Genomic DNA, 26,533 nt, shown 5'->3' on the forward strand with positions numbered 1-26,533 from the left:
CGGTGTACTCACGCAGCTCTGTGGCGTGGCCGTCGGCGTCATACAGCGTGGTGGTCGGAGTGCCGCCGTCCGGGGGGATCACTGTGGTGCGGTCGCCACATCCCTGGTCCGCCCACCCGAGCAGGTCATCGCCGATGCCTTCGACCAAGCTCAGGCCCGCGACCTCAGGCACCCACCGGCGCGGGATCACGGTGCACGTCCTGCTGGACTTCGTTCACGTTGCCGAGTACGTCTGCGCCGCCGCGCACGCCTTCCACAGTGCGGAGCCGGAGGACGGCTTCGGCCCCGGGAAGGCCCCAGCGGGCGCCGGTGATGTCGAGTCCCGCGGCTTTCGCGCTCGGCCTGGAGCGCGGCGACCCTCGCGTGGCTTTCGCAGTCCTCGCACAGTTCTCTCTCCCCGTGGTTCCCGGGAGCCTCGTGCCGTTCGGAAAGCCCGCGGACCGCCACCGCGGCCCGCCCCGCCGGGCCGCACCCCGCTTCTCGTCAGCCCCGCGCAGCGGCCCCCCGGGCCAGGTCCCGCTACGGGCGAGAGCGGGCGCGCCCGCGCAGCGAAACCCCGCCTACCCCCTCCCACAAGGGGAAGTCAGGACCGCGCGCTTCGGGAAAATGGGCTGTGACCTGGGAAAACGCGGGGCGGTCGGTGGTGCGTGCGCAACGGACGCCGCAACGGCCCGCGCAACCGGCGCCGCAACGCACAGCGCAACCCCCGCCGCAACGGCAAACGAAGGGCCGCGCATCGGTGTTGCGCCCGCTCTGTTTGCGGATGATGGGCCCGCCACGGACTCATCCGCCAAACCGGACCCGCCAACTACAGCCAGGGCAACCCATGAACCCATTGCCACCAGCACGAATACGTTAACTACCCGGCCTTCCATCAACCCCCGGTCTCAGCTGGCTCATACCGCTCTTCCCACGGGCCGCATGAGCCAGCTGATGGCACCGAGAACGAGGCACGATTCCTGGACCGCTCGCGGACGCGGCCGTGGACGGTCAGCTGACCCGGAGACCGACCGCCAGAGTCAGCTCAAGGACCCGGTGTGGCGATGCGAGATCCGGAAACAGCTCCCGCAGCTGCGACATCCGGTACCGGACTGTCTGGGGGTGGACGAACAACGCCGCCGCCACCTCGTCCCGCCTGCCCTGGTGCAGCAGCCACGCCCGCAACGTCTCCTCCAGCCGCTGTGCGGTCGCGACAGGCAAGGTCCGCAACGGTGCGAGGGCTTGGACACGCAGGTCTGCGAACGCGTCCACGTCGGCGCTCAGCACCAGCTCGGGCAGGTGGTCCTCGGTGTCGCGAATATCAGAGGAGAGGGAGCGCGCGCGTACGGCTCGTGCGTACGAGGCGGACGCACGAGTCCATGGCCGGGCCGGGCCGACCACGGCGGTGCGGCCGGTTAGCTGCCGCAAGAGATGTGATCGGTCGGCATCCGGGACGAGCAGCACACCGGTGGCATCCGGCAGATCGTCGAGAACGAGAGTGCTCGGGTCGAGCGCGCGGTAGGCAGGCCTGGCCTGCGCGGCAGGCAGCAGGACCGCGGTCAGCGAAACCGGAGGCTGCCACCCGGCCCGTTGAACAGAGACCAGCAGCACGTCCGGGCTCGCGCCGGCGAGAAGGTCGCGGGCCAGGTGTTCCAGCTGGCGCTCGTGGGCCCTGCCCCGGGCAGCCAGTTCGTCAGCGTGGCCCGCGGCGCTCGCGGCGGAGAGCTCGTCGATGTAGGCGAAGGTCAGCTCGGCGAACTTGGCGACCTCGGCGGCGGGCAGACCTGCGGACACGGCACCCGCTGCCAGGCATCGCCAGGCCACGCGGGCGCCGACGCGGTAGGCGCTGAGCAGGGCGTCCATCGAACGGCCGTCGCGCACCTCGCCGCGGCCCAACTCGTAGGCTGCGTCACCGGCGTCGCCGCCTGTGGCGTTCCCGCTCGCGAGGTCCAGGTAGTGCCCCAGGGCGGTGCGGACGGCTCGGCGGATGGTGCCGCCCATGCTGCCCGAAAGGGCGTTGGCGTAGGAAGGGACCTCGTCGATGATCGCCTGGACGACCTCGTCGGCGGTGGTCTTCAGCGCGGCCCGAAGTGCGGTGACCGTCGTCTCATCCAGGGCCAGTCCGCTGGCCCTCCTGATTGCATGGCTCACGTTTTGTTCCCTGCGAACAATTCAGCCGACCAGATTCACGTCCTGCGGTCAGGACTTTACGCCTTGAGGCGCAGCAAGCTGGAGTCATGACGAGTGCAGCCCTCCGCAGCAGGGCGTGGAAACTGCTGGAGATGGTCACGACGCCGCTGCTGCCGTCGGACTACCTCGACCTGGTCAGCCCGCTGCGTGCGGGCGCTGACCTGCGTGGGCGCATCGTGGCCGTGCACCCCGAGACGGGTGACGCCGCGACTATCGCGATCAGGCCAGGACGGGGCTGGCGCGGCCACACAGCCGGTCAGTACGTGCGGATCGGGGTCGACGTCGACGGGGTGCGCCTGTGGCGTGCCTACTCCCTCACCTCGCCGACAAACCGCCAGGACGGCCGCGTCACGATCACCGTGAAGGCGATCCCGGACGGCAAGGTCAGCAACTACCTGGTCCGCAGGGCGAAACCGGGCACGCTGATCCAGCTCGACCAGCCGACCGGTGACTTCGTGCTGCCGCAGGCCAAGCCCGACAAGGTGCTCTACCTGACGGCCGGCAGCGGCATCACGCCCGTGATGGGCATACTGCGCGACATCGAGTTCGACGACGTCGTCATGGTCCACTGCGCGCCACAGCCGCAAGACGTGATTTTCCGCAAGGAACTGCACGACCTGGTCGCGGACAAGAAGCTGCGGCTCAGGGAGGTGCACACCGACACAGACGGCATGCTCGACATCGCCCGTCTCGACGAACTCGTGCCCGACTGGTCCGAGCGCGAGACCTGGGCTTGCGGGCCCGCGGGCCTGCTCGACGCCGCCGAAGAGCACTGGACCGAGCACGGCGTACAAGAGCGCCTGCACACCGAACGCTTCCGCCCCAGCATCGTCGTCGCCGGCGACGGCGGCGAGGTCACATTCAGCGCCACCGGCAAGACCGTCGATGCGGACAGCGCCACGCCGTTGCTGGACATCGGTGAGGAGGCCGGCGTGCTCATGCCCTCCGGGTGCCGCATGGGCATCTGCTTCGGCTGCATCACGCCGCTCAAGGCGGGCGCCGTCCGCGACCTGCGCACCGGCGAGATCACCGAGGCCGAGCCGGGCGTCCTCATCCAGACCTGCGTGTCCGCCGCGGCGGGCCCCTGCGACATCGAACGGTAGGAGCACCTTGACCGCCATCGACCCCACCGCCCACCTGACCGCGGAGCAGATCAAGGAGCTTGGCCGTGAGCTGGACGCGATCCGCGACGAGGTGATCGCCAGCCGCGGCGAGAAAGACGCCGCCTACATCCGTAAGGTCATCTCGGCGCAGCGCAAGCTCGAGCTGGTCAGCAGAGGCGTGCTGCTGTTCTCGATCTTCCCGCCCGCGTGGCTGCTCGGCACCGCCGGGCTGTCCGTGGCGAAGATCATGGACAACATGGAGATCGGCCACAACGTCCTGCACGGCCAGTGGGACTGGATGCGAGACCCGAAGATCCACTCCACCACCTGGGAGTGGGATCACGTCTCGCCGTCCGAGCAGTGGAAGCACTCGCACAACGAGCTGCACCACACGTACACCAACGTGATCGGCAAGGACAACGACCTCGGCTACGGCATCATGCGCGTCGACGAGGACCAAAAGTGGCACCCGTTCCACCTCGGCCAGCCGCTGTGGAACTTCATCAACGCCTGCTTCTTCGAGTACGGCATCGCAGCGTACGACCTGGAGCTCGGCAAGAACCTGCACAAGCGCCGCCGCAAGAGCCCGGAGTTCCGCGCGCGGGCCACGGCCGTGGGCCGCAAGATCCGTAAGCAGGTGCTCAAGGACTACGTGATCCACCCGCTGCTGTCAGGTCCGTCGTTCCTCACCACGCTTACCGCCACATTCACCGCGAACCTGGTCCGCAACATCTGGTCCCATTCGGTGATCATGTGCGGGCACTTCCCCGAGGGCGTACAGGTCTTTGAGCGCCGGTCGATCAAGGGCGAGACGCGCGGCCAGTGGTACCTGCGCCAGATGATGGGCTCGGCAAACATCAGCGGCAGCAAGGCCATGCACTTCATGACCGGCAACCTGTCGCACCAGATCGAGCACCACCTGTTCCCGGACCTGCCGAGCAACCGGTACGCCGAGGTCGCGGTGAAGGTGCGCGCGCTGTTCGAGAAGTACGAGCTGGAGTACGTCACCGGCCCGCTGCCCAAGCAGGTGTTCTCCGCGTGGCACAAGGTTGTCCGGCTCTCGCTGCCGAACAAGAAGCCCAAGGTCACGACGCCGGACTGCGAGCAGGAGCTCGTCGCGGCCTGAATTCCCGGTATTGGTTCAGATCTTCCGGCCGTACCGGCGGCACCGCCGGGTTCGGTGAGATCCGATGCGGACGGTGGGCGACCGCGACATCAGACCGTACGACACGGGATCCGGGCAGCCCGGTGTCCGGCTGCGCTGCCTGGATGTGCGCCAGGAGCTCAGCACCCAGCCCTCGGCGAGGTGTTGTAGTGCGCTGACCTGCCGTGGTCGGGCCCTGTCCGGTCTCCGGTGGAACTCAGGCCGGCCCGCTCCCGGCCCCGGCTCGTGACGGCCTTCGTCGTCCGTTTCCGCCTCGACCCTGCCGGATCCGGCAGCAGGGAACAGCCGTACTACTGTCAGGATGGCCAGGACTTCCCCTTCTTGTTGGACAGCCCGGCCCCCTACCTTCCCGCCCAGCCCTGCGTGTTCGAGGAACCTCAGACCCGTTTCGCCGAGCTGCACAGACGCGCCTACGAAAAGCGTGTGCACCGGGCGCTGGTCTCCGGCGCGTCCGACTCCCTGACGCATCTGTATCTCCGCCAGGGTGAGCTCACAGTCCTCCTGCTGCTCGAGTACAGCCGAAAGCGCCAACCCAGTGTTCTCAACAGGCTGCTGGCCGCCGACCTCAGCGCCTGCGCAGGCCGACCCCCAGAAGCCGCAGAAACATACAAGAGGGCCCTCCAGGAAGCAGACCACCGCCGCCGACAAGAACCATGACCGCAGGCGGGGAGCGAAGAGGCAAACGCGGCGGTCGCTGCCGGCTCTCTACGCCGCCTCGACAGCCTTCTCCAGGTACTCCCTCACGGCTCTAGCCTTTGGGCAGCTCGGCCCACACGCGTGCGGCCATCTCATCGGCCTCGTCCTGTGGGGTCCCCGCCTGCACCAGGATGATCCCGCGGGAGTGGTCCGGGAATGTGATCTCCCGCATCTCCGTACCCAGCGGGCCCATCGGCTTATCCGACATGGCGGCCTCCCTTCGACGGCTGCCGCCCAGACTAAAGGGACAACACGCACAAGACGAGGACCCTCCACCCGATGGACTACAACCCGGGTGTCAAAGACAGCCCGGCACTACTCTCAACAACCGGGGATGCTGAGCTGTACTGAGATTTGTGGAGTCCCCGATGCCAGGGTTGCGGTCCTGCGAAGGAGATCCACCAGCACCATGGCAGCACCGTAAATACCCGGACGAGCTCCGCGAGCGCGCGGTCTGCGAGGTCCGCATCACCGGCCGCCCGATCGCCACGTCGCGAAGGACCTCGGCATCTATAAAGAGGCTCTGGCAGGTCGCGAACCACATGAGGACTGAACTGCCCTGGTTACGCTGGAGATGGCTCTGTGGAGACGCCGGATCAAGGCAGGCTCCGGCCTCATTCATCACAGCGACCGCGGGTCCCGATACGTGCCAATTCGGTATACCGACCGGCTCGCCGACATCGGTGCCGCCGCCTCCGTCGGCTCCGTGGCCGACTCGTACGATAACGCGATGGCCGAGGCGCTGAACGGCACCTTCAAGGCCGAGCTGATCGAGATGCAAGGGCCGTGGCGGGACTTCGACCAGGTCGAGCGGGCGATCTTCCAGTGGGTCACCTGGTACAACGAAGAACGTCTTCACTCCGCGCTCGAGTACGTACCGCCCGCCGCCGACGGCGCTCACCCCGGAGGGGAAGAGGACCTTCGACAAGCGGCTGCCCAACACCGAGCCGAAGCTCCGCGAGGTCTTTGCCAGGCTCCAGGCCAAGCACGGCACCGTCCTGGTGGTGGTGGACCCGCCTGCTTCCATAGGTGCACTGCCTCTGGCGGTGGCTCGTGACGCGGGCTGTCGTGTCGCCTATCTGCCGGGCCTGACGATGCGGCGGATCGCTGATCTCTACCCCGGCGAGGCCAAGACCGACGCTCGCGACGCCTATGTCATCGCGGACGCGGCCCGTTCGATGCCGCACACGCTGCGGGCCATCGAGGCGGCTGACGAGACCGTGGCCGAGCTGGAGATGCTGACCGGGTTCGACGATGACCTGGCCAGCGAGGTGACACGGACCAAGAACCGCCTGAGGGGCTTGCGGACACAGATCCATCCGCCGCTTGAGAAGGTCCTCGGCCCCCGCCTGGACCACCCTGCCGTGCTCGCCCTCCTCGAGCGCTTCGGCTCTCCTGCCCTGCTGAGGAAGGCAGGGCGGCGCAAACTGGTCACGCTGCTGCGGCCGAAGGCCCCGCGGATGGCCGAGCGCCTGGTCGAGGACATCTTTACCGCGCTCGACGAGCAGACCGTGGTCGTCCCCGGCACCGACGCCGCCGCACTGATCATCCCCAATCTCGTCTCCAGCCTCGGCTCCCTGGTGGACCAGCGCAGACTCCTCGCAGCCCGGATCGAGGAACTGCTGGAGGCTCACCCTCTTTCCCCGGTCCTGATCTCGATACCTGGCATCGGGGTCAGGACCGCCGCCCGGATCCTCATCGACGTCGGCGACGGCAGTGGCTTCGCCACGGCCGGACACCTGGCCGCCTACGCCGGCCTGGCTCCGGTCACGCGCGCCTCCGGCTCCTCCATCCGCGGCGAACACCCCGCTCGGCGAGGTAACAAGCAGCTCAAACGCGCCTTCTACCTCGCCGCATTCGCCTCGCTCTCGCAACCGGAGTCACGGGCCTACTACGACAGAAAACGCCGCGAGGGGAAACACCACGTCGCAGCCCTGATCGCCCTCGCCAGACGCCGCATCGACGTGCTCTTCGCCATGCTCCGCGACGGCACCTTCTACGACCCGCCGGCCCCTACCGCGGCTTGACGAAGGCCATCGGGGCACCTTTTCGTGCCCCGGCGGCATGCTGGTGGGCTCGCACGATGGTGGAGTCGACGGACACCATCCAGTCGACGGCCCCGGCCGCATCCGCCTTCGCCTGGGCGGCCCGCAGCATCCGGTCGAAGGTGCCGTCGGCAGCCCACCGGCGGAACCGGGTATGCAAGGTGGCCCAGGACCCGAACCGCTCGGGCACGTCCCGCCAGGCGGACCCGGTCCGGAACTTCCACACGATTTCGTTCAGGACCATCCGGTCGTCCAGCCGTTTCCGCCCCGTCTCGGCATGGGGTAGCAGCGGCCGCACGAACTCCCACTCGGCGTCCGACAGTTCATGGCGACGTATCAGGCAAGATCGTTTGACGACACGCTCTAGGGTCGCCCTCGCGCCGGGGTGATGCGGCTGTGGACGCGGAACCGGGCGGGCGTGTCACCTGGAGCGGGGCGTAGGTCGACGGCGACCGGGCCGGCGAAGGTGTATCCCTGTTCGGCGGCATGACGGCACACCTGATGGACGAGGGCGGGTGCCACGGGCAGGGGGCTGTCGCAGAGCAGCCGGTGGATATCCGGGGGCAGTTCGATGACGAAGGCATTGGGCACGACGATGTGCTGCCGGCCGAAGATAAGGGCGTTGTCGTCGCACTGCCGCAGGAGTATTGCCACGACCTCGCCCGGCTTCGGCTTGGTCGGCAGCAGGTAACACCGCACATTCGTTGCCCAGCGCTCCATGAGGCGTTCACTCGCGCGTAAGAACCTCATCGGGGGCTCCTGAGTCAGGCGGGCACAGTGGCGCCGAGCATCGCGGAAGCCCGCTGGAGCGGATCGACGATCCTCGCGTCGCGGCCTTGGGAAGGGTGCGACAGGTGAAGCCGAGCTAGGTCATGGCCCGCAGGACCTCGCCCGCGCTGACGTCGCGGGGGTCTTGACGAGTGACGACCTGGCCGACCTGCTTGGCGGGGTAGTGGCGGCGCCCGACGATCACGGACTCGCCAGTGACCGGCTCGGGCTTGATGCCCTTCATCGTCTCCAGCACGCCGTTCTTGGTCAGGTCGAACGGAAAGCGGGCGATGACACAGCGCATGATGCCTCACAGGGAGAGAGGGAAGGAAGAGGGGCCGGAGCCGGCCTCTGTAGGGGGTCGGGAACGGCCTGCTGACACCAGGCAGCCGACCCCGCCTGGCTACTGACACGAGGCGGCACACGGCCGCACAGCCGCTCGCGCCTGCTCGTCGGTCAGATGGCCGCAGGGGCGCCGAGCATCGCGGAAGCCTGCTGGAGCGGGCTGAGGGCGCGCGTGGATGCGGCCGTCTGGGGAAGGCCGCGGCAGGTGGAGCCGAGCTGGGTCATGGCCCGCAGGACCTCGCCCGCGCTGAAATCGCGGCGGTCTTGGCGTGTGATGACCTGGCCGACCTGTTTGACGGGGTAGGTGCGGCGGCCGATGGTCACGGACTCGCCAGTGACCGGCTCGGGCTTGATGCCCGTCATGGATTGCAGGACGCCGGTCTTGGTGAGGTCGAAGGGGAAGCGGGCGATGACACAGCGCATGATGCCTCACAGGGAGAAGGAGGGGATGGTTCTGCCGCGGTGGGGCGGTTCAGCGGGCAAGGGCGAGGACGCCGAGAGCGCTGCCTTGTTCGTCGACAACAGGCAGGGCATCGAGCCGGCGGTAGCGCATGGCGTGCTCGGCTTCGACCATCGTGGTCACGGGCGAGGTGAACGGCCCGCGGTCGCCGAGGATGTCGCGCAGCTGGACCCGGTCGGTGTACGCGGAGCTGTCACGAACGGCGGTGAGCTGGGCCTGGGTGACCAGTCCGGTGCACAGGCCGTCGTTGTCGCAGATGAGCAGGGGCCCGACGCGGGCACTGGCCATGACGGACAGGGCCACCTCGACGGTCATGTCGTCACAGACCTGCGGTCCGGCGGTGTCCATGGCGTCGGCCACCGTCTTGTGCACGGGAGTGGCACTCGCCGAGCGGGGCTGCATCTGGACCAGCGTCAAAAGGTGCCTCCTGCAGAGATGGGTCAGTTTCCTGATCACGTGGTGCTCAGGCCGCCGCGTCAAAGGCGGACTGCCGCACGCTTACGCGGCGGGCACCCGAAGCGGGACTGCGTCGACCGCGGGAGGCCGCACTGCGCTTGCGCCGCTCGGGCGCCGGCGCGGTGATGGTGACGGGGATGCCGGAGGGGGTCTGGGCGCCGGTGATCCGGTTGAGGGCTTCATCGCCGGAGCGGACCTGGGTGGTCTGGGGCACGATGCCGGCGGCGGCCATGAGGCGGGTCATGTCGCGGCGCTGGTGGGGGGTGACCAGGGTGACGACGCTGCCGGACTCGCCCGCGCGGGCCGTACGGCCGCCGCGGTGGAGGTAGTCCTTGTGGTCGGTCGGCGGGTCCACGTTGACGACGAGGTCAAGGTTGTCGACGTGGATGCCGCGGGCCGCGACGTTCGTGGCGACCAGCACGGTGACGTGCCCGGTCTTGAACTGGGCGAGGGTGCGGGTGCGCTGCGGCTGTGACTTCCCGCCGTGCAGGGCGGCCGCCCGTACTCCGCTGTTGAGGAGGTCCTGGGTGAGCCGGTCCACCGCGTGCTTGGTGTCCAGGAACATGATCACCCGGCCCTCGCGCGCCGCGATCTCCGTCGTCATCCGGTGCTTGTCGGTGCCGTGCACGTGCAGGACGTGGTGTTCCATCGTGGTGACCGCACCTGCGGACGGGTCCACGGAGTGAACGACGGGGTCGGTGAGGTAGCGGCGGACCAGGAGGTCGACGTTGCGGTCCAAGGTCGCGGAGAACAACATCCGCTGGCCCTCGGAACGTACCTGGTCCAGGAGTGCGGTGACCTGCGGCATGAAGCCCATGTCGGCCATCTGGTCGGCCTCGTCGAGGACGGTGATCGCGACCTGGTTCAGCCGGCAGTCGCCGCGGTCGATGAGGTCCTTGAGCCGTCCTGGGGTGGCCACGACGACTTCGGTGCCACCCCGCAGCGCACCCGCCTGCTTGCCGATCGACATCCCGCCGACGACGGTGGCCAGACGCAACTTCACCGCTCTGGCGTAGGGGGTGAGGGCATCGGTCACCTGCTGAGCAAGTTCCCGGGTGGGGACCAGAATCAGGGCCAGCGGCTGGCGGGGTTCGGCGCGCTGTCCGGCGGTTCGGGCCAGTAGGGCCAGGCCGAAGGCGAGGGTCTTGCCGGAGCCGGTCCGGCCGCGGCCCAGGACGTCACGGCCCGCGAGGGTGTTCGGCAGGGTCGCGCCCTGGATCGGGAACGGCACCGCCACGCCCTGCGCGGTGAGCGCGGCCAGCAGCTCCCGGGGCATGTCGAGGTCGGCGAACGCCTCGACGGCGACCAGTGCGGGAGTGATCGTTTTCGGCAGGGCGAACTCGCCCGGGATGGCTGCGGGCCGGCGGCCGTAGCCGCCCGAGCGGCTCGGACCCCCGGAACGGCTCGGGGCGGACGGGCCGAAGCGGCTGCCCCGAACCGAACCAGCGGCGGAACCGAAAGCAGGGCCGCCGGTGCGGCGGCGGGAGCGGGAGGAGCGGTCGTTCGTACGGGTGGGGTTCATTGAGAACCTTCCTTGATACGGCACGTATCAAGGAATTCCCGCAGCGGGAGAGCAGCGCGGGGAATCACAAGAACGAGCCGAATGGAATGCGAAAGCGAACGGGGATCACGGGAAATCCGTGTCGGCGTAAGCGAAATTTCGTGATGGCACGCGGGGGTTCAATCCGGCGCATCGACGGGTACGGCCCCGAAGAGGTCGCGTCCCCTCACTATCATGTTCCCGCAGGTGCAATCACTGCGGAAATATATGCAGCTGGGGCCCGCACCCCGAGGGATGCGGGCCCCAGCTACGTATTACACGTCAGCGTCAGACGGACACGATGTTCTCGGCCGTCGGGCCCTTCTGGCCCTGCGCGATGTCGAAGGTGACCTTCTGGCCCTCCTGCAGTTCGCGGAAGCCCTGGGCGGCGATGTTCGAGAAGTGGGCGAACACGTCAGCGCCGCCACCATCCTGCTCGATGAAGCCGAAACCCTTTTCCGCGTTGAACCACTTCACGGTGCCAGCAGTCATTTCATATCTCCTTTGGGCAGTACGCCGGAATCCGTACCGTACGGACGCCGTGTCGCCGCGATGATGCCCTGCCCGGAAAATGACCGGAAATACAAAGCGCTTCCGTTCGGCACATGGCCAGCGGGAGACGCTTGAAGTTTTTTGGGTACCAAAACTGCAACTGGGATCGACAGTAGCACGCCGTGGCGGCCCGCGTACGCTGAATAACTTCCTTCCGTTCATTGCGGGCAGAATTCTCCCCGCATCACGCGCCAAACCCTCCCCTGGCGGCAATAGATACTGGCCCATCGGGAGCGCAGATCAAGGAAGACGGTTGCCGTTCACCACTCGAAGGATCATCTCTGCTGCACCCCTGATCCGCCCCCGCCTCGGGTGGCTGAGCACGGGAGGAGATGCCGGGAACTCGGCCCCCGCCAAGTCAGTCATGTGGCTGCCAGGACGATGGCCGTGTAGTGCGCTGTGAAGGCGGCGATGGTGAGGGCGTGGAAGACCTCGTGGAAGCCGAACCAGGCCGGTGACGGGTCGGGGCGCTTGAGTCCGTACACCACGGCGCCCGCCGTGTAGAGCAGGCCACCGGCGATGACACGTACGAGCACCGCGCTGCCCCCGGTGCGCGCGAAGTCGGGCAGGTAGAAGACGGCCACCCAGCCCAGCACGAGGTAGCACGGGGTGTACAGCCACCGGGGAGCCCCGATCCACAGCATGCGGAAGGCGATGCCGGCCAAGGCGCCTGCCCACACCACGGCCAGCAGCACCAACTGCCGGCCCCAGGGCAGCAGCAGCACCGCCAACGGGGTGTACGTACCGGCAATGATCAGGAAATGTTCGCGTGGTCCAGCCGCCGCAGGACCGCCTCCCCACGCGGACCCCAGCTCCCCCGGTGGTAGACCGCGCTGGTACCGAACAGCAGGCACGCCGACAGCGCATACACCGAGCAAGCAGCCACCGCCGCACCCGACCGCGAAACGGCGATCAGCACGATGCCGCCGACCAGCGCGAGAGGGAACACGCCCGCGTGCAGCCACCCGCGCATCCTCGGCTTCAGCGCAGCCGCCGCCCGCTCCACCCCACCTGCCGGGCCGGCGGCGCTCTGCCCGGCAGTCAGCCGGCCGGGTGTGCCAACAGGCGCGTTGAGTGCGGGAGTGCGCAGGGCGTCGGGCGTTGCGCCGGGGCGAGGCTGGGACTCCCGCCCATGTGCCGGCGGCTGAATCTCTTCGGCGATCATGCGCTCGTATCCTGGAGTCGGCGGAAGAATGCCCGGCTCGGCACGTCGACCCGGACTGTAGGTCAACGGCCCTGGGCGGCTTCGCCGCCCGCCGTGGGGCGGGCACACCGAAGGCATCAGGGCCTTGATGACCTGGAGAACCTCATGTGCGCGTCAGATGTCGGGCGCCTGCCGGGCTGCGGCGCGGCGGTGTTCGGCGTTGATGCGCTGGGCTTCTGCGAGCTGGTCCTCAAGGATGACGATGCGGCAGGCCGCCTCGATGGGCGTCCCGTGGTCGACGAGCTCCCGGGCGCGGGCCGCTATCCGCAACTGGTAGCGGGAATAGCGGCGATGTCCACCCTCGGAGCGGAGCGGGGTGATCAGCCGGGCTTCGCCGATGGCGCGCAGGAAACCCTGCGTGGTGCCGAGCATCTCCGCGGCCCGGCCCATCGTGTAGGCGGGGTAGTCGTCGTCATCGAGACGGCTGAACGAGTCGTCTGCTGTCATTGCACCTCTCTGGGAAACCGCACTGAGGGGCCCTGGTGCCATATGGCACCAGGGCCCCGAAGGAACTGCCACACCATCTGCCGGCCCTAGAAGTACACCGGCCTTCTGTTTCCGCCCACCCAACCGACATGCAGTCGGGGGCGCGGGGATCGCGGATGCGTGACCGGAGACCACCTCACTAACGATGTCCTGCGGTACCCGGGCTCACGATGTCCGCCCGGGCGATCCTGATGGCGCTTCGCTCCTCCGTTCTTCCCTCGATGATCAACTGCTTGCCAAACAGGAGGGACTGCAACTGCTGGTACTGCTCTCCTGCGTACTGCTGGTGATGCGAACTGCTCAGTGACCTGCCACAGCGCCACTTTCCGGCAGCCAGCCCCGTCGCCCGTCCTGCGTCTGCCCTGGGCTTAGAACCCCACTGCCGAACCTCCCGGCGCGCGCGTCCGCAGCCGACGCCTTCACCGAGGTACCGCTCACTGACTTCACTGCTGGGCACTGCGCACTGCACCTACAGGTACTACTCACGGCGGCCCCTCATCACTGCGGGCCACCCGGTCCGGCCGTCAGCCCCGTCGCCGTCCTGCAACCGCTCTGGCTCCGGAACTCCACCGCCGCACCGTCCTGCGCACTGCAACCAGCTGTACTGCGGGTACTGCTGCCGGCAGTTCGTCCCTGCCAGGCCCTGCTGTCTCTCTGGCTACGGGAGAAACAATAACCACGCCACTGCTCAATGTCTACTCCGGCCAACATAGATTTTTGGGTCTGGACGGTGAGGTAGTCGACCCCGACAGCAACGCGGACAGAGTGCGAGGCGTCGGCCCCGGCGGACCGGTCCGCGACCCCCCGGCCACCCCACCCTGCCGCCACCCATGCGGTACACGTCCCAACCCGCCGGTACGACCCTCGGGTGCCGTTCTTCACCGGGGCGTCCGGTGGCTCACCAGGGCAGATGCCAGGACCGGGGATTGCCTGTTGCCGCAAGACGACGGAGGGTGACATTCGGGGGAGTGATCCGGGGGATGTCTATGGCGGAGTACCGCCTCACGCTGGCCCGCATCGTGCGCGTCGGCCGACTCACCACGCATGTGGCGCTGAACGCGTGGGCTCACGGCCAGATACCGCGCCCGTGGACACCTTCGCCCTGTGGAGATCAGCGTTGCAGGATCCGCGCTTCCGTGAGCACCGTTGGCTGATCATGGGCACCGTCCGAGCACATCCGGGTGATCATGAGCACTGACTCAACGACCTGCCCCGGGTCGCGGGGGCAGATTGCCGAGGCGACGTACAACTTCAGTGCAGCCCAGTACGTTGACGCCTTCTGCGACCTCGGTGCCCTAATTCGCCAAGAACCAGGTTCGAACCAGCCCACACGCAGTGAAGGCCCGGTGGATACCGGGCCTTCATGTCTGAGTAGCGGGGACAGGATTTGAACCTGCGACCTCTGGGTTATGAGCCCAGCGAGCTACCGAGCTGCTCCACCCCGCGTCGGCACGGTGAACTGTACGGCACCGACCCGGATCGCCCCAATCGGCTTTCGCCTGCCCTCGGACTGAGCCTGATTGCTCATGATCGACCGACATGGCCACTGCTCACCCATCCGGATTCTGACGTTCCCGCATGAACCAGTGCTCACGGAATTGCGGATCCTGCACAGCGGCCTGTCCCGGCAAGAGCTGTGCGGGGCGGTGTTCGAAGTCCTCGCCAACACCGCCACCGCCACCGATGCGGACGTCGCCCCGCACGGATGGCGGCTCCTGGCCCTCGGTGACGGCGGGCCCCACCCCGCGGTCGTGCGCCCGTGGAGCGGCGTGGCCACCTGACCGGGAGTGCCCGCACTCCACCGCACCGCGGCCCGCACCCGGCACACCGGCCAGCCCTTTTGGAGCCCAGACCTCTCCCAGGCTATTGCTGGAAGGAGGTGTCGCCGTCCCGTACCGGCTTGCCCACCCCGCCCGACCAGCAACAGCGCCAGGGCTGCGGAGACGGGCGTTGCTACCTTCGGCGCACCGCTCGGTGCACCGGTGGGGGTTACCCTCCAAGCCACCGTCCAGACCACCGTGGGAGCTACCCGCGCCAAGCAGTGCCCGCAAGCCGGGCGACGTCGAACCTTAAGACAGCATTAGGGCCCGCCACCCGAGCAGGGTCCCGGGTGGCGGGCAAGCCGCCCCGGCAGGGGCTTGCCCACGTTGCACGCTCGGCTTGCCCGCAGGTCAGCTACGGAAACGGGCAAGCCAGCCGCCGGCCCTGCGCGCGGCTTCGGCGGCGGCTGCCGCCTCTTCCTGCTCGCGGCGTTCGCGTTCGGCCTGCTCGGCCTGGAGCGCGGCGACGGAGCGCTGCGCGTCCCACTCCCGCCCCCGCCCCCCGGTCGACGAGAAGCGCGCGCGGCAGAGCCTGCGCCACCCAACCTCGGACGGCACCTTCCAGCGACTGGCCAACGATCGAGCTGTCTACCTGACTAACGGTTCAGCCAGAGATAGAGCTCGAACCGGCCACCCGAGTAGGGCCCGCGGCACTGACCACGAATGTTGTAGTTGTAGTACATGTCGTTGGCGACAGCGTCGCAGGCAGAACGGCTCGAGTAGCTGCCGGAGTAGACCCACTGCCAGGCGGCAGCAGTCAGCTCGCCGCCGCTTGCCGTGCGGGCCTGCTGGGGCGAAGCGAGCGTGGCACCGCTGACGCCTGACTGGGCTGCCTGCGCCGGCACTGCCAGGGCGCCGAGTGCGAGCGCCGTACCGAGAGTTGCGGTCGCCAGGGCGTGACGAATACGCATTGAATCTCCTTCGGATAGCTTGTCGTCGGGACGTGGAGTCGTGTCACTTCTAGCCCGCTGTGGTGCGGACGGCGTCCGCCTCATCAGCCCTCCCGCCCCTGTGGTCGTCCAACAGCCGACTGAGACCAGCCCGTCTGCGCGGCTGTTGGGTGTCCCGCCGGCCCCAGTAACGGCTCCCGGCGGGCACCACAGAGACTGCTGACCGCTAACGGGACGTGGCAACGGCCGCCAGCTGTCCCGGACAGGCGCGGGCTGTCCGGGCTGGTCAGGGCCTTGTCCGGGTTACGTCCCGGACAGCCGGGCATGGCGGCATCCGACGTACTCCCTTGTGCCATGGCCAGGTCGAGCATCTTCCAGGGGCGGGGATACCCCGCCGGTGTGGTTGTGGTCCTCGAAAACCGGTGTCACCCGGACGATGTGGACCGTTTCTGGCAGGATTTCTCCGCCGCTTCGATCTGGAGCACACCTTCCGCTTCGCGAAGCAGACCCTGGGCTGGACAACCGAAACTCTGTACCCCCGAACCGCGGACCGCTGCAATTGCGAGGGCTGTAGGCCTTGTCCGCAGCTACACGATCGGGCTGACACCGAGGCCGTACAGGAACGGTGGGTGGGACGCGAATCCGCTCCAGTAGAGCCTGCGCGTTGATGCTGTCGTGACGCTGGCCGGGTGTCACGAGGACGGCAAGGGGACGACCCTTGCCGTCGCAAGCGCGGTGGACTTTCGTCGTCAGTCCGCCCCGGGGTGGGCCGGCCAAGCAACACAGAGACTGCTGGCGGCAGACAGCGGAGGCAAGGCCAACCCGCTGCCCCGGACAGGCGCGGGCTACCCCGACTGGTCGAAGGCCTGGCCGGATCGTGTTTGGAACCGGTGGCGAAGGGCCGGGATCCGTGTTGTCCGCGTGTTGCGGGATGGCCCACGATGTCCGCATGGCGAATGTGGGAGAGATGCAGTCGCACGGGGCCGGTAACACGGCTGAGTTCGCGGCGGCCATGCGGCAGCTCAAGGAACACTCCGGGTTGACGTACCGCCAGCTGGAAGAGCTTGCTGCAGAGCACGGAGAAGTGCTGGCCCGCAGCACATTAGCGGACGTCCTCGGCGGGAAAACCGCGCCGCGTCCCGAGCTTGTGGCCGCGTTCGTACGAGCCTGCGGGGACGGGGCGCGGGTGCGTGAATGGCTGGAGGCGCGGGAAAGGGCCGTCAGCAGCGTGAGGGGCCAAGGCGAAGACGAGGCTGAGTCGGGGACACCGGGCCGGCGCACGCGTCGTGGGATGGGGCTGCGCCGAGTACCCGCGCTGCTGCTAGGGCTCGCTGTACTCACCTTGGTGGCCGCTACCGCATGGGGCGTGGGCCTCACCAGTGAACTGGCCGGTTCCGGGGGGAGGGCGGCGGTGCGCCCGCGCCCTTGGGGGACCGGACAGTCCTGCCGCAAGGTCCCGTGGCGATCCGCCCGATCCTGGCGGGCAATATGTGCCTGACCGACGGGAATGCCGAAGGGTACGACTCCCTGGTAGCAGTTCAGCGTCCGTGCGAGGACGTCGCGCCTCAGGAGACCGAGCTGGTGCCAGCGGGGGCAGGCACGTTCCGGGTGCAGTGGTACCACCCTGACCACGGTAAAGGCTGCCTGAATGAAATAGCCGCTCGCACCGGTGCCGCTCTGCTGGAGCCCTGGGACGACTGCGGGAAGACGAGCAGGTTCCGCATCGAGCCGTCGGATTCCGGCGGTAGCAATGAGTATGTGCTCCGCGTGGTCGGCGGTGGATGTGTGGGCATCAGCGGGTTGAGGAAGTCCGCCGGGGCGCCGGCGGTGACGCAGCCGTGCGACGAGAGCGAAGGTCAGATCTTCTCCATCTCGCCTACCTCTGAGCCGGTTGGTGATGTGGCCCCTGGGTAGCGTGGCGGGTCAGTGCCAGAGACCGCACCCGGGCGCCGGCCCCATGCTCATGGTGCATGCTCGCTCCGCGGACGTCGCCGCACCAGCACGAGCCGCACGACCCGGACACGAGCCGTCGCCCCTTCGGCGGCGCAGCTGGACCGTGCCCGTCGGCAGGCGGAGCGGGCGCAGCAGAAGCTCAGCGGGATGCGGCGATCGCGCAGTTGCAGGAGCTGCGCCGGCAGACGACGAGCGTGCACCTGCAGTCCTTCACCCCGGTTCACGCGCCGGTGGTCCCGGGGCCACCGCAGTTGGGGCTGGCCTGGGCCCTGGCTGAAGCACAGGCCCATCATCTTGCCGGGCTGGGCGTGTTCGCCCGTACGGAGCGGGCGGCGGCCAAGCGGAGAGCCGAGGAGGACGCCCCCGTCTACCTCGCCGCCGAACAGGCCCGCCTGCAGACCGTCCACGGCAGGCTCGTCGCCGAGGGCGATCAGTGGTGGCAGGCCTTGATCGGCAACGACGAGGAGACCGTGTGCGAGGTGGTCAATTACGCCTTCGCCGACAACCCCGTCGTGGGCTGCGCTGTCGGGGTCGACGGTCCGGTCCTGTCCGTGGTGATGCGGCAGCAGGACATGGACTCGCTGCCGGACCAGACACCCGGCGTAACCTCCAGCGGACGCCCCACGCTCAAGACGCTCAGCAAGCGGGACCGGACCCTGTGGTGGCTGACCTCCATGGGATCGAACATCATCGCCACCCTCAAGGAAGCCTTTGCCACCGCACCTGGGATCATCGCCGTCGACCTGGCCGTCCTCACACGCCTGCCGGACACCCAGCGGCTCGGGTACGTGGCCTACGGCCGCTGGACCCGTCTGGCCATCGAGACCGCCTCCTGGCGTGACACGAACGACGCATTGCGGTTCCTCGACATCGGCCAGGACGTCGCCTGCTCGGTGACCACCACCGCGTCGGGGAACCTGTCCAGTACCGTCAAACCCCTGGACACCAGTCGGCTGCCCGGCCTGCAAAGCCTCCTCGACCACGCCCACGACGATGCCGCTTCCGGCGACGCGACCCTGGCCGGCCTGGACACTGACCTCCGCGCCAACGTGCCTAGCACGCACGCCGCTCCCCCGCAGGACCCCTACCGGTAGGTGTGGTCGACCGCATCGCCGGCGGCGAAGACGCCGGGGATGGTGGTGCGGGTGCTGGGCGCGTCGACCTTGAGGTAGCCCTCTTCGTCCAGGTCGAGGACGTCCTGGAACAGCTCGCAGGACGCGCCCTGGCAGGCCCCGGCAGGGGGGTGAGCCAAGGCCCCCGCTTCCGCGCCTGCTGAAGGGCACCGTATGAGTAGGAGACCAGAGAGCTCACCAGCCCCCTCCTGTATGGCCAAGCCCGTGGACCCCGGCGTCCAGCCGCCGACACCCCCGCCTCAATCTGCTCGCCCCACGCCTTGGTGTTGCCGTAGACCGACAGGGGGGCGATCGGGGTGGGGCCGCATCTGAAGAGTCACCAGGCACTGGCGCCGCCGTCGACGGCGTAGTTGGCCCCGGTGATGTACGAGGCTCGATCGGAGGCGAGGAAGGCGGCCAGTTCGACGATCTCCTCGGGCCGGGCGAAGCGCTTGAGGAGGGTCTTGCTGGTGATGGCGTCCCGCATCGCCTGGTTGTCGCCGAGGTCGCGGTCACTGGCGGGGGTCAGGACGGGGCCGGGGCTGATCGCCACTGCGCGGATGCCATGGGGCGCGCCCTCGAGGGCGAGTTGCCGTGTCATGCCGATGACGCCGGCATTGGCCGCGGTGTGCCCGACCATCGGGGGGTTCGCACCGGCGATCATGCCCGCCATGGAGGCGACGTTGATGATGACGCCGCCGCCGCGGCGCACCAGATGGGGCCAGGCGAATTCCGAGACGAAGAAAGGGATGTCGAGCTCGCCGCTGATGGTGGTGTGCCAGTCCTCGACCGAGAAGTCCGGCAGCGGGCCGAAGCGAAGTGAGGCGGCGTTGTTGTAGACGACGTCGAGCCCGCCGTAGGCGGCCACGGCGTCGTCGACGAGGCGGCGCGCCTGCTCGGGGTCGGTGAGATCGATCGGCGCTATGCCCGTCATCTCGCCGCCCGCACGGCGGACGAGATCGGCCGTCTCCTCGTTGCCGTCGGGATGGATATCGGCTCCGACGACCTTGGCGCCTTCTCTGGCGAACACCTGGGCCGCGACGCGGCCCATGCCCCCGCCGGTGCCGGTGATCAGCACGATCTTGTTCTCGAGAAGAGGTGTCATGGAAGTACTCCTGGGCGGTGCGGTGTGCGGGTGGGCCGGTGATGCCGCAGCCGGCCCCCGGGTACGTGCTGGGAGCGCTGCACCCGGGGGAGGTCCGTCACCAGGCGCGGGCCGAATCCCGCGCCGAGGTCTGGTGAGGCCGGCCGTGCGGCGCTACTTGGTGCTGGGGTGGACGGTGCCGGGAGGCGTCTCGCCGCAGAGCTCGTGTCGAAGAACACAGGGCACTCCTGAGATAGGGAGGGCACCTTGCGGCACCGGAGTTATTGACGTGTCAAGCATCTTCCTTTTTGTTTGACACGTCAAGCACTTGGTTCGGCCAGGAGTCGGCGCGGGTGGTGCCCTGTGGTCGGCGACCGGCGCGACGGGCCCCGGATCGCCCGGGACCGCCCGGACCGCCGCGCCGTCCGGCGGCCGATGCGATGGCGGTCATGACCGGGATCCGGTCGTATGCGCGCGGGCCCGGAAGGCCTCCTCAGGCCTCAGGAATCGCCCAGGCCGTTGATGGAAGGCGTGGCGGGAGGGCCGCAGGGGACCGCGGCCGGCAACGGGCGTGAGGGCCGCCTCCCCGGCGGTCGGCCGCATCGCCCCTTGCGAGGCTGGCCACCCAGGGTCACCCCGCTGGGGTCGGTGACTCCCGAGCCAGGAACAGCGTGCGATTCCGTCACGTGCTCCAGGCGGCAGACCCCAGGCGAGCGCCGGGGGCGGGTCTGTCCATTGAACGAACGGTGCAACTCGGGTGGTGTGGGTTATCGGCGGCCCGCGGCGAGTCGGCCGCCGAAGGCGATGTCGAAGGCCTGGAATACGGGCTTCCAGCGCGTGGTCCAGCGTTTGCGGCCTTGGCCGGTGGGGTCCAGGCTCATGACGGCCATGTAGATGCACTTCAGCGCGGCAGCCTCGTTCGGGAAGTGTCCGCGGGCTCGGACGGCTTTGCGTATGCGGGCGTTGACCGACTCGATGGCGTAGGTGGCCATGCCGTGGCCCCCCTTGCTCCTGGTGCCCGATCACTTCCTGCCGATGCGGGGCGGGCGTCAACGACTGTGCGCCGCCATTCAGTGCCACCAGGCTGACCAGGGAAAACGCTACGCACTCCTGTTCTACCGTGGAGTACGAGGCACAGAGAACTGGCCAAGGGGGCACGCCATGAATACGGCGGAACGCCACTTCGCACGAGACCGGAGAAGGATCGGCGCTGAGCGGCCGCCTGCCGCCCATCTCTTCACCGATCACGACGTGGAGCGCGGGCGCCAGATCATCTGTGCGGTGCAAGCCGCGCACCAGCGGCTGGGCATGCTTGCCCTGGAAATCGCCCCCGCCTACTGGTCCGATCAACGGGCAATCGAGGCGCTGGAGCCGTTTGCGGCCGCCCTCGAAGAAGACCTCAGCCGCATCCTGGCCTGCCGCCGGTACGCCGTCACGGACAACGGGCGATCCGTGCAGGAAGCAGGGGGAACGCTGTGCGGGGAGTGATCTGCCGGCCCTCCGTCTGGCCAGCCCCCACCTGCCGGGCCGGCATCCACGTCCAGCGGTCGGTGGTCTCGGTGAGGGCCTTGCCGGGCAGAGAAGCGTCCAACGCCCCGCTCGCCGACCCGGTAGCCGTCCAGCTCCGCGTCCAGCACCGAGTGGGTGCCTGTACGGCACGACGGTTAGGCGTGTGTTGCCTTTGCCAGCCACGGGCCCCGCCGCCTCGTCGTTCGCCGATCCTGGCCAGGACCACGACGTCTATCGCGACCCGGCACAGTGCCCACCACGCACCCGGCAGGGACGCAGATGGGCGCTCCGCCATACGGCCCACTACGACAACTACCTGCTGAGCGGCAGGTCAGCGGCGAAGGGCCCCGCTACGGCATGACATCGCCCCTCAGGGGTGAGGTACAGCCCATGGCGTGCTGCGGTGCTCGAGCGGCTTGAGTTCTGTTGTACCCGTGTGCTCCTTGCCTGTGCGCGGCGTAGGAGAGCTCTGCGACACTGATGTCGCCGCTGTGGGGAGGTGCTGCCCACGAGTGGGCAGCCAGGTGCGGCACGTGTCTGGGGCGATCAGAGGTTGCGAGAGCCTTGTCGTCTCGTGGTCGGGAGCCGGGAATCGTTCTTCGCTTCACCCGCGATCGGCATTCACCGACGGGGAAGTAGGGTACCTCCGTCGATGGTGCTCTGAACAAACAGGACCTTAGCGGGCCCTTGCTGGCGCCCGGTTGACGTCAGCTGAAGTGGATGTCGCTGAGGTCGATCGAGACCATGACCTCATCGAGGATGGGGTGGCCGCCGACATTGCGGCGGTAGGCCCGGCGCCTGGTCGGAAGGATGATGCCGTCCGCCTCCACGTAGTCGTACACGTACTGCGCGGCGGCGAATCCGCCCGCGACGTCGACGCGGTAGTCGTGTCGGCGGAGCAGATGATCGGGGCCGAAGTAGAAGTCCTGGTGCGTGCTGTGGCTGGCGATCCCGGGCGGGAAGGCGGCGCGCAGTCCACGCCACAGTTCGTTTCCCTCCCGCCACGGCTCGATCCCGGTGACGGTGAAGCCGGGCATGGCCAGCAGGAACGGCGTGGTGAGGTAGGTCCACAGTGCGTAGCCGTTGAAGTAGGCGCGGTGCAGCGGGTCCCAGGGGGTGGCGAGGGTGTGGCCGCTGAAGGAGGACCGGGGGTTCTCGCGGGCGGCGACCACGCGTCCGTCGACCTTGTCGATGCTCACCCGTCCGGGTGTGAAGTCGGTCTTCTGGTCGGGGGCGCCGAAGGGCCTGACCGAGGCGTGCTGCTCGTGGAGCAGCACGGTCATCTCGCGCGGCTCGGGATCCTGCGGCAGTCCCTTGAGGGCGAACAGGAGCCCTCCGCTGACAAGGGTGGCTCGCGCCCGGGTCAGAGCGCGCCAGCGTGCGCTTCCGCCGTGGGCTTCGATCGCCGCGGTGAGCAGTTCGTTCACGTACATCTCCCGTAGTCGATAGGGGTCTGGGTCAGTGGCCGTCGTCGCATCGTTGCTGCATTACTCCTTTCCCAGCCGAACCAACGGGGCAGCCTGGCCGTGAAAGGCCTTCCGCGCCGTTACTCAAGCCTGCGGGGGCGCAAGAACCGATTCGGCTGGCGTATCGTCCGGACTCGGAGCCTGCTGACGCCCGTTGTGTCGGATGCCGGAACAGCTCCCTACCGCCGGACGGGGGGAAACCTGTCGGTCTGGACGCATCGAGCTATCCGGAAGAGCGTGCGCCGCCTCGAGCTACTTCGACGCGGCAAGTGCCATCTGGGCCGAGCCGCCGCCACGGCTTAGGTGCACACCGAACACCGACGTGGCCAGGCCCAGAACGGCGGCTACGGACCAGACGATCCGGAAGTCGTGAAGTGAGGCGGCACCGATATGGGAGCCGACAATCGCAACCAGGACCGCGACGCCGACCGAGGTCGAGATCTGTCGGACGGAGTTGACCAGCGCCGACCCGGTCGCTGCACGGTGCCCCGGTACGGCATGCACACCGGCGGCCACCAAAGTGCCCAGGGCCAGGCCGACACCCGTACCGGTCAGCAACTGGCTGGGCAGCATGTCGCGCCAATAGTCCGGCGTGACGGACGCGAAGCGTGCGTACCACACCATGCCGCCGGCGAACAGCAGCCCTCCCGTCGCGACCAGTGGACCGTGCCCGAAGCGCTGTGCGGCACGGGCGGTCAGGAGGGTGACGACCGGCACGAGGGCGGGGCCGGGGGCCAGGGCCAGACCGGTGCGCAGCGCGCTCCAGTGCCAGACTTCCTGGCACCACAGCACGTTCGACAGCAGCATGATCGCGAAGGCGACGCCGAACACGAGGCTGCCCGCGTTTGCCGCGCCGAAGCGCGGCAGCCGCAGCAGGTCGAGCTCGAACAACGGCCGGGGGTGTCGCAGGGACCTGAGGACGAACACGGCGCTGCTGAGCACGGCAACGGCCAGGAGCCGCAGGGTCGTGCCGCTCGTCCAGCCCCAGTCGGGAGCCTGGACCAGGGCCCCGGACAGCGTCGCGACCGAGGCAATGACCAGCAGGGCGCCGAGGAGGTCGGGCAGCGGGCCGGCCTCGCGGACGGCCGGCTTCGGCAGGACCGATCGGCCGGCGACCAGCGCGGCGATCCCGATGGGCAGGTTCACAGCGAACACCCACCTCCAGTCCACCTCGGTCAACAGGCCGCCGATGACGGGCCCGGCAGCGGCGGCCAGTCCGCCGACCGCGGCCCAGCCACGGGTTGCCTGGGTACGGCGCTCGGCCGGCACCGTCGCCAGCAGCAGGGCCAGGGAGGTGGGAATCTGGGCGGCCGCCCCGACGGCCTGCACAACCCGGGCCACGATGAGGGTCCCCAGGTTCGGAGCCAGGGCGCAGCCCACCGACGCGAGGGTGAAGACGGCGATCCCGGTAAGGAAGACGGGCCGCTGACCGATGCGGTCACCAGCACGCCCGGCCACCACCAGCAGTGCGGCGAAAGCGATCGCGTAGGCGCTCAAGACCCAGGACAGCGCACCGAGGCTCGTGCTCCTGCCGCCCCCGGAGAACGTCTCTCCCATCGCCGGAAGCGCGACGTTGACGATCAGCAGATCAAGGTTGGTCATGAACACGGCAACTAGGACCACGGCAGCCGCCATACGAGGGTGCTTTGAAAATCGAAGCATCACAGCCATGCTGCAAGGCAAGCACAGGGTGGTTTGGAAATCAAACCAACGGGGCCGACAATAGGGACGTGACCACGCGCATCGATCCTCAGGACATGGCCGGCCGCCCCTGCTCTCTCGCTGCCGCCCTGCAGACCATCGGCGACCGCTGGGCCCTCCCGGCGATCCGGGAGGTCATGCTCGGCAACCACCGGTTCCGGCAGATCGCCAGGAACACCGGCGCCCCCACGGACCGCCTGGCGGCACGCCTGAAGGCGCTGGTGGAAAGCGGGATCCTCGAACGGCGCCCCCTGCCTGACGACGCACACCACAGCGGCTACTACCTGACAGAGGCGGGGCGCGACCTGGGGGCCATCACTCGCGAGCTGATCGGCTGGGGCGACCGCTGGGCCGTCACCACGCCGCCCAGCCGGATCCTTCACCGAGACCACGAGCTCGTCACCCACACGGTCTGCGAAACCTGCGGTGAACAGGTCCAGGGCGAGGACATCCACCGGGAAGAGCTCACCCCCCGCTGGGACCAGTCCGGCCCAGTGCAGTCCCCCGCGGACAACACGTCCCTTCAAGCCGGCCCGCCGTAAGGCTGAGCACGCTTCGCCCGCCGGCTTGAGGGGGGCGGGCGGAGGCCTCCTAACCGAGACATCGCGAGAAAATGCGCGAACATAGTCGAAGAGGCTGTTTCGGTATGGCGCAGGGAGCCACAAATGGACGCCTCGGACGAACTTCTTCGACGGGCTTGCCCGTCTGCCCTACTGACGCTGGACGGTGCCATACGCGGCCTCAACGCCGCGACGGCCACGGCGCTGGGCCGACCGGCGGAGCAGTGCCTGGAACGTGACTTCGGGGACTGTGGCCTGAGAGTCAGCGGATGTCGGCCGAGAGCTGGTGGCCCATGCCGCCAAGGCGGATGCGGTCGCGATGCAGGAGTTGCGGTTTCCCGGGCGCAGCGGCGTATCCGTTGCCTGCCTCCTCGAGGCGCGACAGTTGGAGGACCCCGCCGGCGACAAGCGGCTGTCTGGGTGCGCGCCCTGGATGCGCGAAACGACCTGGCCAGCCTGCTGATCCCGTTCCGGCTGGCCACCGCGGCCGCCGGGCTCGGCCTGTGGATGTACGCGCCCGAGGGGGACCAGTTGGAGTGGCTCGGTGGTCTGCCTACCCTGGTAGCGCTCGTCCCGGATCCCACCACTCCGATCTCCCGGGTGATCTCGGCGGTGCACCCCCGCCGACAGACAGGCCTTCCGGCAGCTCCTGCGCTCGGCCTCCATCCAATAGTCCCCCTGGGTGGGGCTGCGGTACCGCACCCCGCACGACGGCTGGCACCGGCTGGCCGTTCAAGTCCGTCGGCTCCGGCTGGGCCTCGACGGCCCCGAACGCATCTTCGTAGTGGTCCGCGACGACACCAAGCTGGAGAAGCGCAAGCAGCAGGCGCAGGCCGCGTTGACCGCCGAGCGGCAGCGCGCCAAGGACACCGCCGACTTCTCGTCCGCCTTGATCACCGCGGCCACGGAGCAGGAATGGCGGCAGGTTGTCCTGACCCGGCTCGCCGCGACCTTCGGCGCCAGCGGCGCCGTGCTCGCACTCGTCGATGGCGGCCGTCTGTGCATCTTCACCGACGCGGGAATAGTCATACGCGAGGTCGAGGCCCTGCACGGCCTGCGGCTGGACCAGCCGACGCCTCTGTCCGAGGCCATCCGTACCGGCAGGCCGCAGTTCATCAGCGACCGGGCGGACTTCGCCCGCCGCTGGCCGCACGCCCCATCTCTACGGCTCCTCCGGCTCGGCTCCGACTACGCCATCTCGATCACCCCCCTCAGCGAGCCCGGCGATCAGCCACTCGGGGCGTGGGCGATGCTTTACCACCGCGGGTACCTGCCGTCCCTGGACGAACGGACCCTCGTGGGCACACTCGCAGACCTGGCAGGGCAGGCACTCAAGCGGATCAGATTGCAACTAGTAGTGCTTGGTCAGGTCGGTTGAGTCTGTGCGTGTCTTTTCGGGCTGGTGTGGCGTTGGGAAGGTGTGAGTCCGGACGAAGTTGCTGCGGTGCG

22 protein-coding genes, 1 tRNA gene and 8 pseudogenes are annotated in these 26,533 nt (G+C 68.6%); 12 read left to right on the plus strand and 19 right to left on the minus strand.

All coding sequences use genetic code 11. The features are described from left to right. Nucleotides 1-263 (plus strand): annotated as a pseudogene (locus PV342_RS39345) (hypothetical protein); the annotation flags it as partial. A gap of 727 nt (nucleotides 264-990) precedes the next feature. On the opposite strand, the gene PV342_RS39350 reads toward PV342_RS39345, so the two are convergent. Beyond that, nucleotides 991-2,130, minus strand: a complete 1,140-nt coding sequence (locus PV342_RS39350) for a PucR family transcriptional regulator (RefSeq protein WP_500320948.1) — start codon at nucleotides 2,128-2,130, stop codon at nucleotides 991-993. Nucleotides 2,131-2,216: 86 nt separating this feature from the next. On the opposite strand from PV342_RS39350, the gene PV342_RS39355 reads away from it, so the two are divergent. Together PV342_RS39355 and PV342_RS39360 are read left to right on the plus strand one after the other, a co-directional pair. Continuing rightward, the gene (locus PV342_RS39355) at nucleotides 2,217-3,272 is read left to right on the plus strand and encodes a ferredoxin reductase (RefSeq protein ID WP_500320950.1); all 1,056 of its coding nucleotides are present in this window, start codon (nucleotides 2,217-2,219) and stop codon (nucleotides 3,270-3,272) included. 7 nt (nucleotides 3,273-3,279) lie between these two features. Continuing rightward, nucleotides 3,280-4,398 carry a fatty acid desaturase family protein gene (locus PV342_RS39360; RefSeq protein ID WP_018560461.1) on the plus strand — a complete coding sequence of 373 codons (1,119 nt, stop codon included), beginning with the start codon at nucleotides 3,280-3,282 and terminating at the stop codon, nucleotides 4,396-4,398. A 787-nt stretch (nucleotides 4,399-5,185) separates the two neighbouring features. On the opposite strand, the gene PV342_RS39365 is transcribed toward PV342_RS39360, so the two are convergent. Next, nucleotides 5,186-5,341 carry a hypothetical protein gene (locus PV342_RS39365; protein WP_018560463.1) on the minus strand — a complete coding sequence of 52 codons (156 nt, stop codon included), beginning with the start codon at nucleotides 5,339-5,341 and terminating at the stop codon, nucleotides 5,186-5,188. Between the two features lie 522 nt (nucleotides 5,342-5,863). On the opposite strand from PV342_RS39365, the pseudogene PV342_RS39370 reads away from it, so the two are divergent. Together PV342_RS39370 and PV342_RS39375 are read left to right on the plus strand one after the other, a co-directional pair. Next, nucleotides 5,864-5,956 (plus strand): annotated as a pseudogene (locus PV342_RS39370) (hypothetical protein); the annotation flags it as partial. 73 nt (nucleotides 5,957-6,029) lie between these two features. Then, nucleotides 6,030-7,160, plus strand: a pseudogene (locus PV342_RS39375) (IS110 family RNA-guided transposase); the annotation flags it as partial. On the opposite strand, the gene PV342_RS39380 reads toward PV342_RS39375, so the two are convergent. From PV342_RS39380 to PV342_RS39425, 10 genes and pseudogenes are all read right to left on the minus strand, one after another. Then, nucleotides 7,147-7,518 carry an IS5 family transposase gene (locus tag PV342_RS39380; protein WP_500320976.1) on the minus strand — a complete coding sequence of 124 codons (372 nt, stop codon included), beginning with the start codon at nucleotides 7,516-7,518 and terminating at the stop codon, nucleotides 7,147-7,149. The pseudogene PV342_RS39375 and the gene PV342_RS39380 overlap by 14 nt on opposite strands. A gap of 23 nt (nucleotides 7,519-7,541) precedes the next feature. Then, entirely contained in the window at nucleotides 7,542-7,928 is a 387-nt protein-coding gene (locus tag PV342_RS39385) for an FhaA domain-containing protein (RefSeq protein ID WP_018560465.1), read from the minus strand. 14 nt (nucleotides 7,929-7,942) lie between these two features. Next, nucleotides 7,943-8,250: pseudogene (locus PV342_RS39390) on the minus strand (SCO5918 family protein). A 152-nt stretch (nucleotides 8,251-8,402) separates the two neighbouring features. After that, nucleotides 8,403-8,714, minus strand: coding sequence for an SCO5918 family protein (locus tag PV342_RS39395; RefSeq protein ID WP_500320953.1), 312 nt, complete (start codon nucleotides 8,712-8,714; stop codon nucleotides 8,403-8,405). 49 nt (nucleotides 8,715-8,763) lie between these two features. Continuing rightward, nucleotides 8,764-9,168, minus strand: a complete 405-nt coding sequence (locus PV342_RS39400; protein WP_500320955.1) for a CBS domain-containing protein — start codon at nucleotides 9,166-9,168, stop codon at nucleotides 8,764-8,766. Nucleotides 9,169-9,214: 46 nt separating this feature from the next. Beyond that, the gene (locus PV342_RS39405; RefSeq protein ID WP_500320957.1) at nucleotides 9,215-10,729 is read right to left on the minus strand and encodes a DEAD/DEAH box helicase; all 1,515 of its coding nucleotides are present in this window, start codon (nucleotides 10,727-10,729) and stop codon (nucleotides 9,215-9,217) included. 306 nt (nucleotides 10,730-11,035) lie between these two features. Continuing rightward, on the minus strand, nucleotides 11,036-11,239 hold the full coding sequence (locus tag PV342_RS39410) for a cold-shock protein (RefSeq protein ID WP_018560469.1): 204 nt from the start codon (nucleotides 11,237-11,239) through the stop codon (nucleotides 11,036-11,038). A 422-nt stretch (nucleotides 11,240-11,661) separates the two neighbouring features. Beyond that, a pseudogene (trhA, locus tag PV342_RS39415) lies at nucleotides 11,662-12,464 on the minus strand (PAQR family membrane homeostasis protein TrhA). Nucleotides 12,465-12,617: 153 nt separating this feature from the next. Beyond that, on the minus strand, nucleotides 12,618-12,950 hold the full coding sequence (locus PV342_RS39420) for a helix-turn-helix domain-containing protein (RefSeq protein WP_500320959.1): 333 nt from the start codon (nucleotides 12,948-12,950) through the stop codon (nucleotides 12,618-12,620). Nucleotides 12,951-14,361: 1,411 nt separating this feature from the next. Further along, nucleotides 14,362-14,435: transfer RNA gene (locus tag PV342_RS39425), tRNA-Met, on the minus strand. A gap of 140 nt (nucleotides 14,436-14,575) precedes the next feature. Here PV342_RS39425 and PV342_RS39430 point away from each other — a divergent pair. Then, nucleotides 14,576-14,770, plus strand: coding sequence for a hypothetical protein (locus tag PV342_RS39430; protein ID WP_500320961.1), 195 nt, complete (start codon nucleotides 14,576-14,578; stop codon nucleotides 14,768-14,770). A 390-nt stretch (nucleotides 14,771-15,160) separates the two neighbouring features. Here PV342_RS39430 and PV342_RS39435 read toward each other — a convergent pair whose 3' ends face one another. After that, nucleotides 15,161-15,367 (minus strand): hypothetical protein, encoded by a 207-nt coding sequence (locus PV342_RS39435; RefSeq protein WP_500320963.1) that lies wholly within the window; start codon nucleotides 15,365-15,367, stop codon nucleotides 15,161-15,163. Between the two features lie 38 nt (nucleotides 15,368-15,405). After that, the gene (locus tag PV342_RS39440) at nucleotides 15,406-15,720 is read right to left on the minus strand and encodes a hypothetical protein (RefSeq protein WP_400809645.1); all 315 of its coding nucleotides are present in this window, start codon (nucleotides 15,718-15,720) and stop codon (nucleotides 15,406-15,408) included. A gap of 352 nt (nucleotides 15,721-16,072) precedes the next feature. On the opposite strand from PV342_RS39440, the pseudogene PV342_RS39445 reads away from it, so the two are divergent. The 3 genes and pseudogenes from PV342_RS39445 to PV342_RS39455 form a co-directional block, all read left to right on the plus strand. Further along, nucleotides 16,073-16,253 (plus strand): annotated as a pseudogene (locus PV342_RS39445) (NF041680 family putative transposase); the annotation flags it as partial. 413 nt (nucleotides 16,254-16,666) lie between these two features. Then, nucleotides 16,667-17,197, plus strand: a complete 531-nt coding sequence (locus PV342_RS39450) for a helix-turn-helix domain-containing protein (protein WP_500320978.1) — start codon at nucleotides 16,667-16,669, stop codon at nucleotides 17,195-17,197. 619 nt (nucleotides 17,198-17,816) lie between these two features. Next, complete coding sequence (locus PV342_RS39455; protein ID WP_500320964.1) at nucleotides 17,817-18,746, plus strand: hypothetical protein; 930 nt, start codon at nucleotides 17,817-17,819, stop codon at nucleotides 18,744-18,746. Here PV342_RS39455 and PV342_RS39460 read toward each other — a convergent pair. The 3 genes and pseudogenes from PV342_RS39460 to PV342_RS39470 form a co-directional block, all read right to left on the minus strand. Further along, nucleotides 18,740-18,865 (minus strand): annotated as a pseudogene (locus tag PV342_RS39460) (thioredoxin-disulfide reductase); the annotation flags it as partial. The gene PV342_RS39455 and the pseudogene PV342_RS39460 overlap by 7 nt on opposite strands. 236 nt (nucleotides 18,866-19,101) lie before the next feature. After that, complete coding sequence (locus tag PV342_RS39465) at nucleotides 19,102-19,869, minus strand: SDR family NAD(P)-dependent oxidoreductase (RefSeq protein WP_500320966.1); 768 nt, start codon at nucleotides 19,867-19,869, stop codon at nucleotides 19,102-19,104. A 746-nt stretch (nucleotides 19,870-20,615) separates the two neighbouring features. Further along, nucleotides 20,616-20,834: pseudogene (locus PV342_RS39470) on the minus strand (transposase); the annotation flags it as partial. 175 nt (nucleotides 20,835-21,009) lie between these two features. On the opposite strand from PV342_RS39470, the gene PV342_RS39475 reads away from it, so the two are divergent. Continuing rightward, nucleotides 21,010-21,336, plus strand: a complete 327-nt coding sequence (locus PV342_RS39475) for a hypothetical protein (RefSeq protein WP_500320967.1) — start codon at nucleotides 21,010-21,012, stop codon at nucleotides 21,334-21,336. 728 nt (nucleotides 21,337-22,064) lie between these two features. Here the strand turns inward: PV342_RS39475 and PV342_RS39480 are convergent. Continuing rightward, nucleotides 22,065-22,784 (minus strand): hypothetical protein, encoded by a 720-nt coding sequence (locus PV342_RS39480; RefSeq protein WP_500320969.1) that lies wholly within the window; start codon nucleotides 22,782-22,784, stop codon nucleotides 22,065-22,067. 291 nt (nucleotides 22,785-23,075) lie between these two features. Continuing rightward, nucleotides 23,076-24,494 carry an MFS transporter gene (locus tag PV342_RS39485; RefSeq protein ID WP_500320971.1) on the minus strand — a complete coding sequence of 473 codons (1,419 nt, stop codon included), beginning with the start codon at nucleotides 24,492-24,494 and terminating at the stop codon, nucleotides 23,076-23,078. Between the two features lie 59 nt (nucleotides 24,495-24,553). On the opposite strand from PV342_RS39485, the gene PV342_RS39490 reads away from it, so the two are divergent. After that, a complete protein-coding gene (locus PV342_RS39490; RefSeq protein WP_500320972.1) occupies nucleotides 24,554-25,066 on the plus strand; it encodes a winged helix-turn-helix transcriptional regulator in 513 nt (170 codons plus the stop codon). A 700-nt stretch (nucleotides 25,067-25,766) separates the two neighbouring features. Then, a complete protein-coding gene (locus tag PV342_RS39495; RefSeq protein WP_500320974.1) occupies nucleotides 25,767-26,462 on the plus strand; it encodes a GAF domain-containing protein in 696 nt (231 codons plus the stop codon). Nucleotides 26,463-26,533: the final 71 nt, after the last annotated feature.

The organism is Streptomyces sp. PA03-3a (genome assembly GCF_033792735.1).
Taxonomy (GTDB): Bacteria; Actinomycetota; Actinomycetes; order Streptomycetales; family Streptomycetaceae; genus Actinacidiphila.

Excerpts from the sequence above, each read along its gene's own strand:
- PV342_RS39355 (WP_500320950.1), top strand. The coding sequence starts at position 2,217 with ATGACGAGTGCAGCCCTCCGCAGCAGGGCGTGGAAACTGCTGGAGATG.
- PV342_RS39365 (WP_018560463.1), bottom strand. The coding sequence starts at position 5,341 with ATGTCGGATAAGCCGATGGGCCCGCTGGGTACGGAGATGCGGGAGATC.
- PV342_RS39385 (WP_018560465.1), bottom strand. The coding sequence starts at position 7,928 with ATGAGGTTCTTACGCGCGAGTGAACGCCTCATGGAGCGCTGGGCAACG.
- PV342_RS39395 (WP_500320953.1), bottom strand. The coding sequence starts at position 8,714 with ATGCGCTGTGTCATCGCCCGCTTCCCCTTCGACCTCACCAAGACCGGC.
- PV342_RS39405 (WP_500320957.1), bottom strand. The coding sequence starts at position 10,729 with ATGAACCCCACCCGTACGAACGACCGCTCCTCCCGCTCCCGCCGCCGC.
- PV342_RS39410 (WP_018560469.1), bottom strand. The coding sequence starts at position 11,239 with ATGACTGCTGGCACCGTGAAGTGGTTCAACGCGGAAAAGGGTTTCGGC.
- PV342_RS39420 (WP_500320959.1), bottom strand. The coding sequence starts at position 12,950 with ATGACAGCAGACGACTCGTTCAGCCGTCTCGATGACGACGACTACCCC.
- PV342_RS39440 (WP_400809645.1), bottom strand. The coding sequence starts at position 15,720 with ATGCGTATTCGTCACGCCCTGGCGACCGCAACTCTCGGTACGGCGCTC.
- PV342_RS39450 (WP_500320978.1), top strand. The coding sequence starts at position 16,667 with ATGCAGTCGCACGGGGCCGGTAACACGGCTGAGTTCGCGGCGGCCATG.
- PV342_RS39465 (WP_500320966.1), bottom strand. The coding sequence starts at position 19,869 with ATGACACCTCTTCTCGAGAACAAGATCGTGCTGATCACCGGCACCGGC.
- PV342_RS39475 (WP_500320967.1), top strand. The coding sequence starts at position 21,010 with ATGAATACGGCGGAACGCCACTTCGCACGAGACCGGAGAAGGATCGGC.
- PV342_RS39485 (WP_500320971.1), bottom strand. The coding sequence starts at position 24,494 with ATGGCTGTGATGCTTCGATTTTCAAAGCACCCTCGTATGGCGGCTGCC.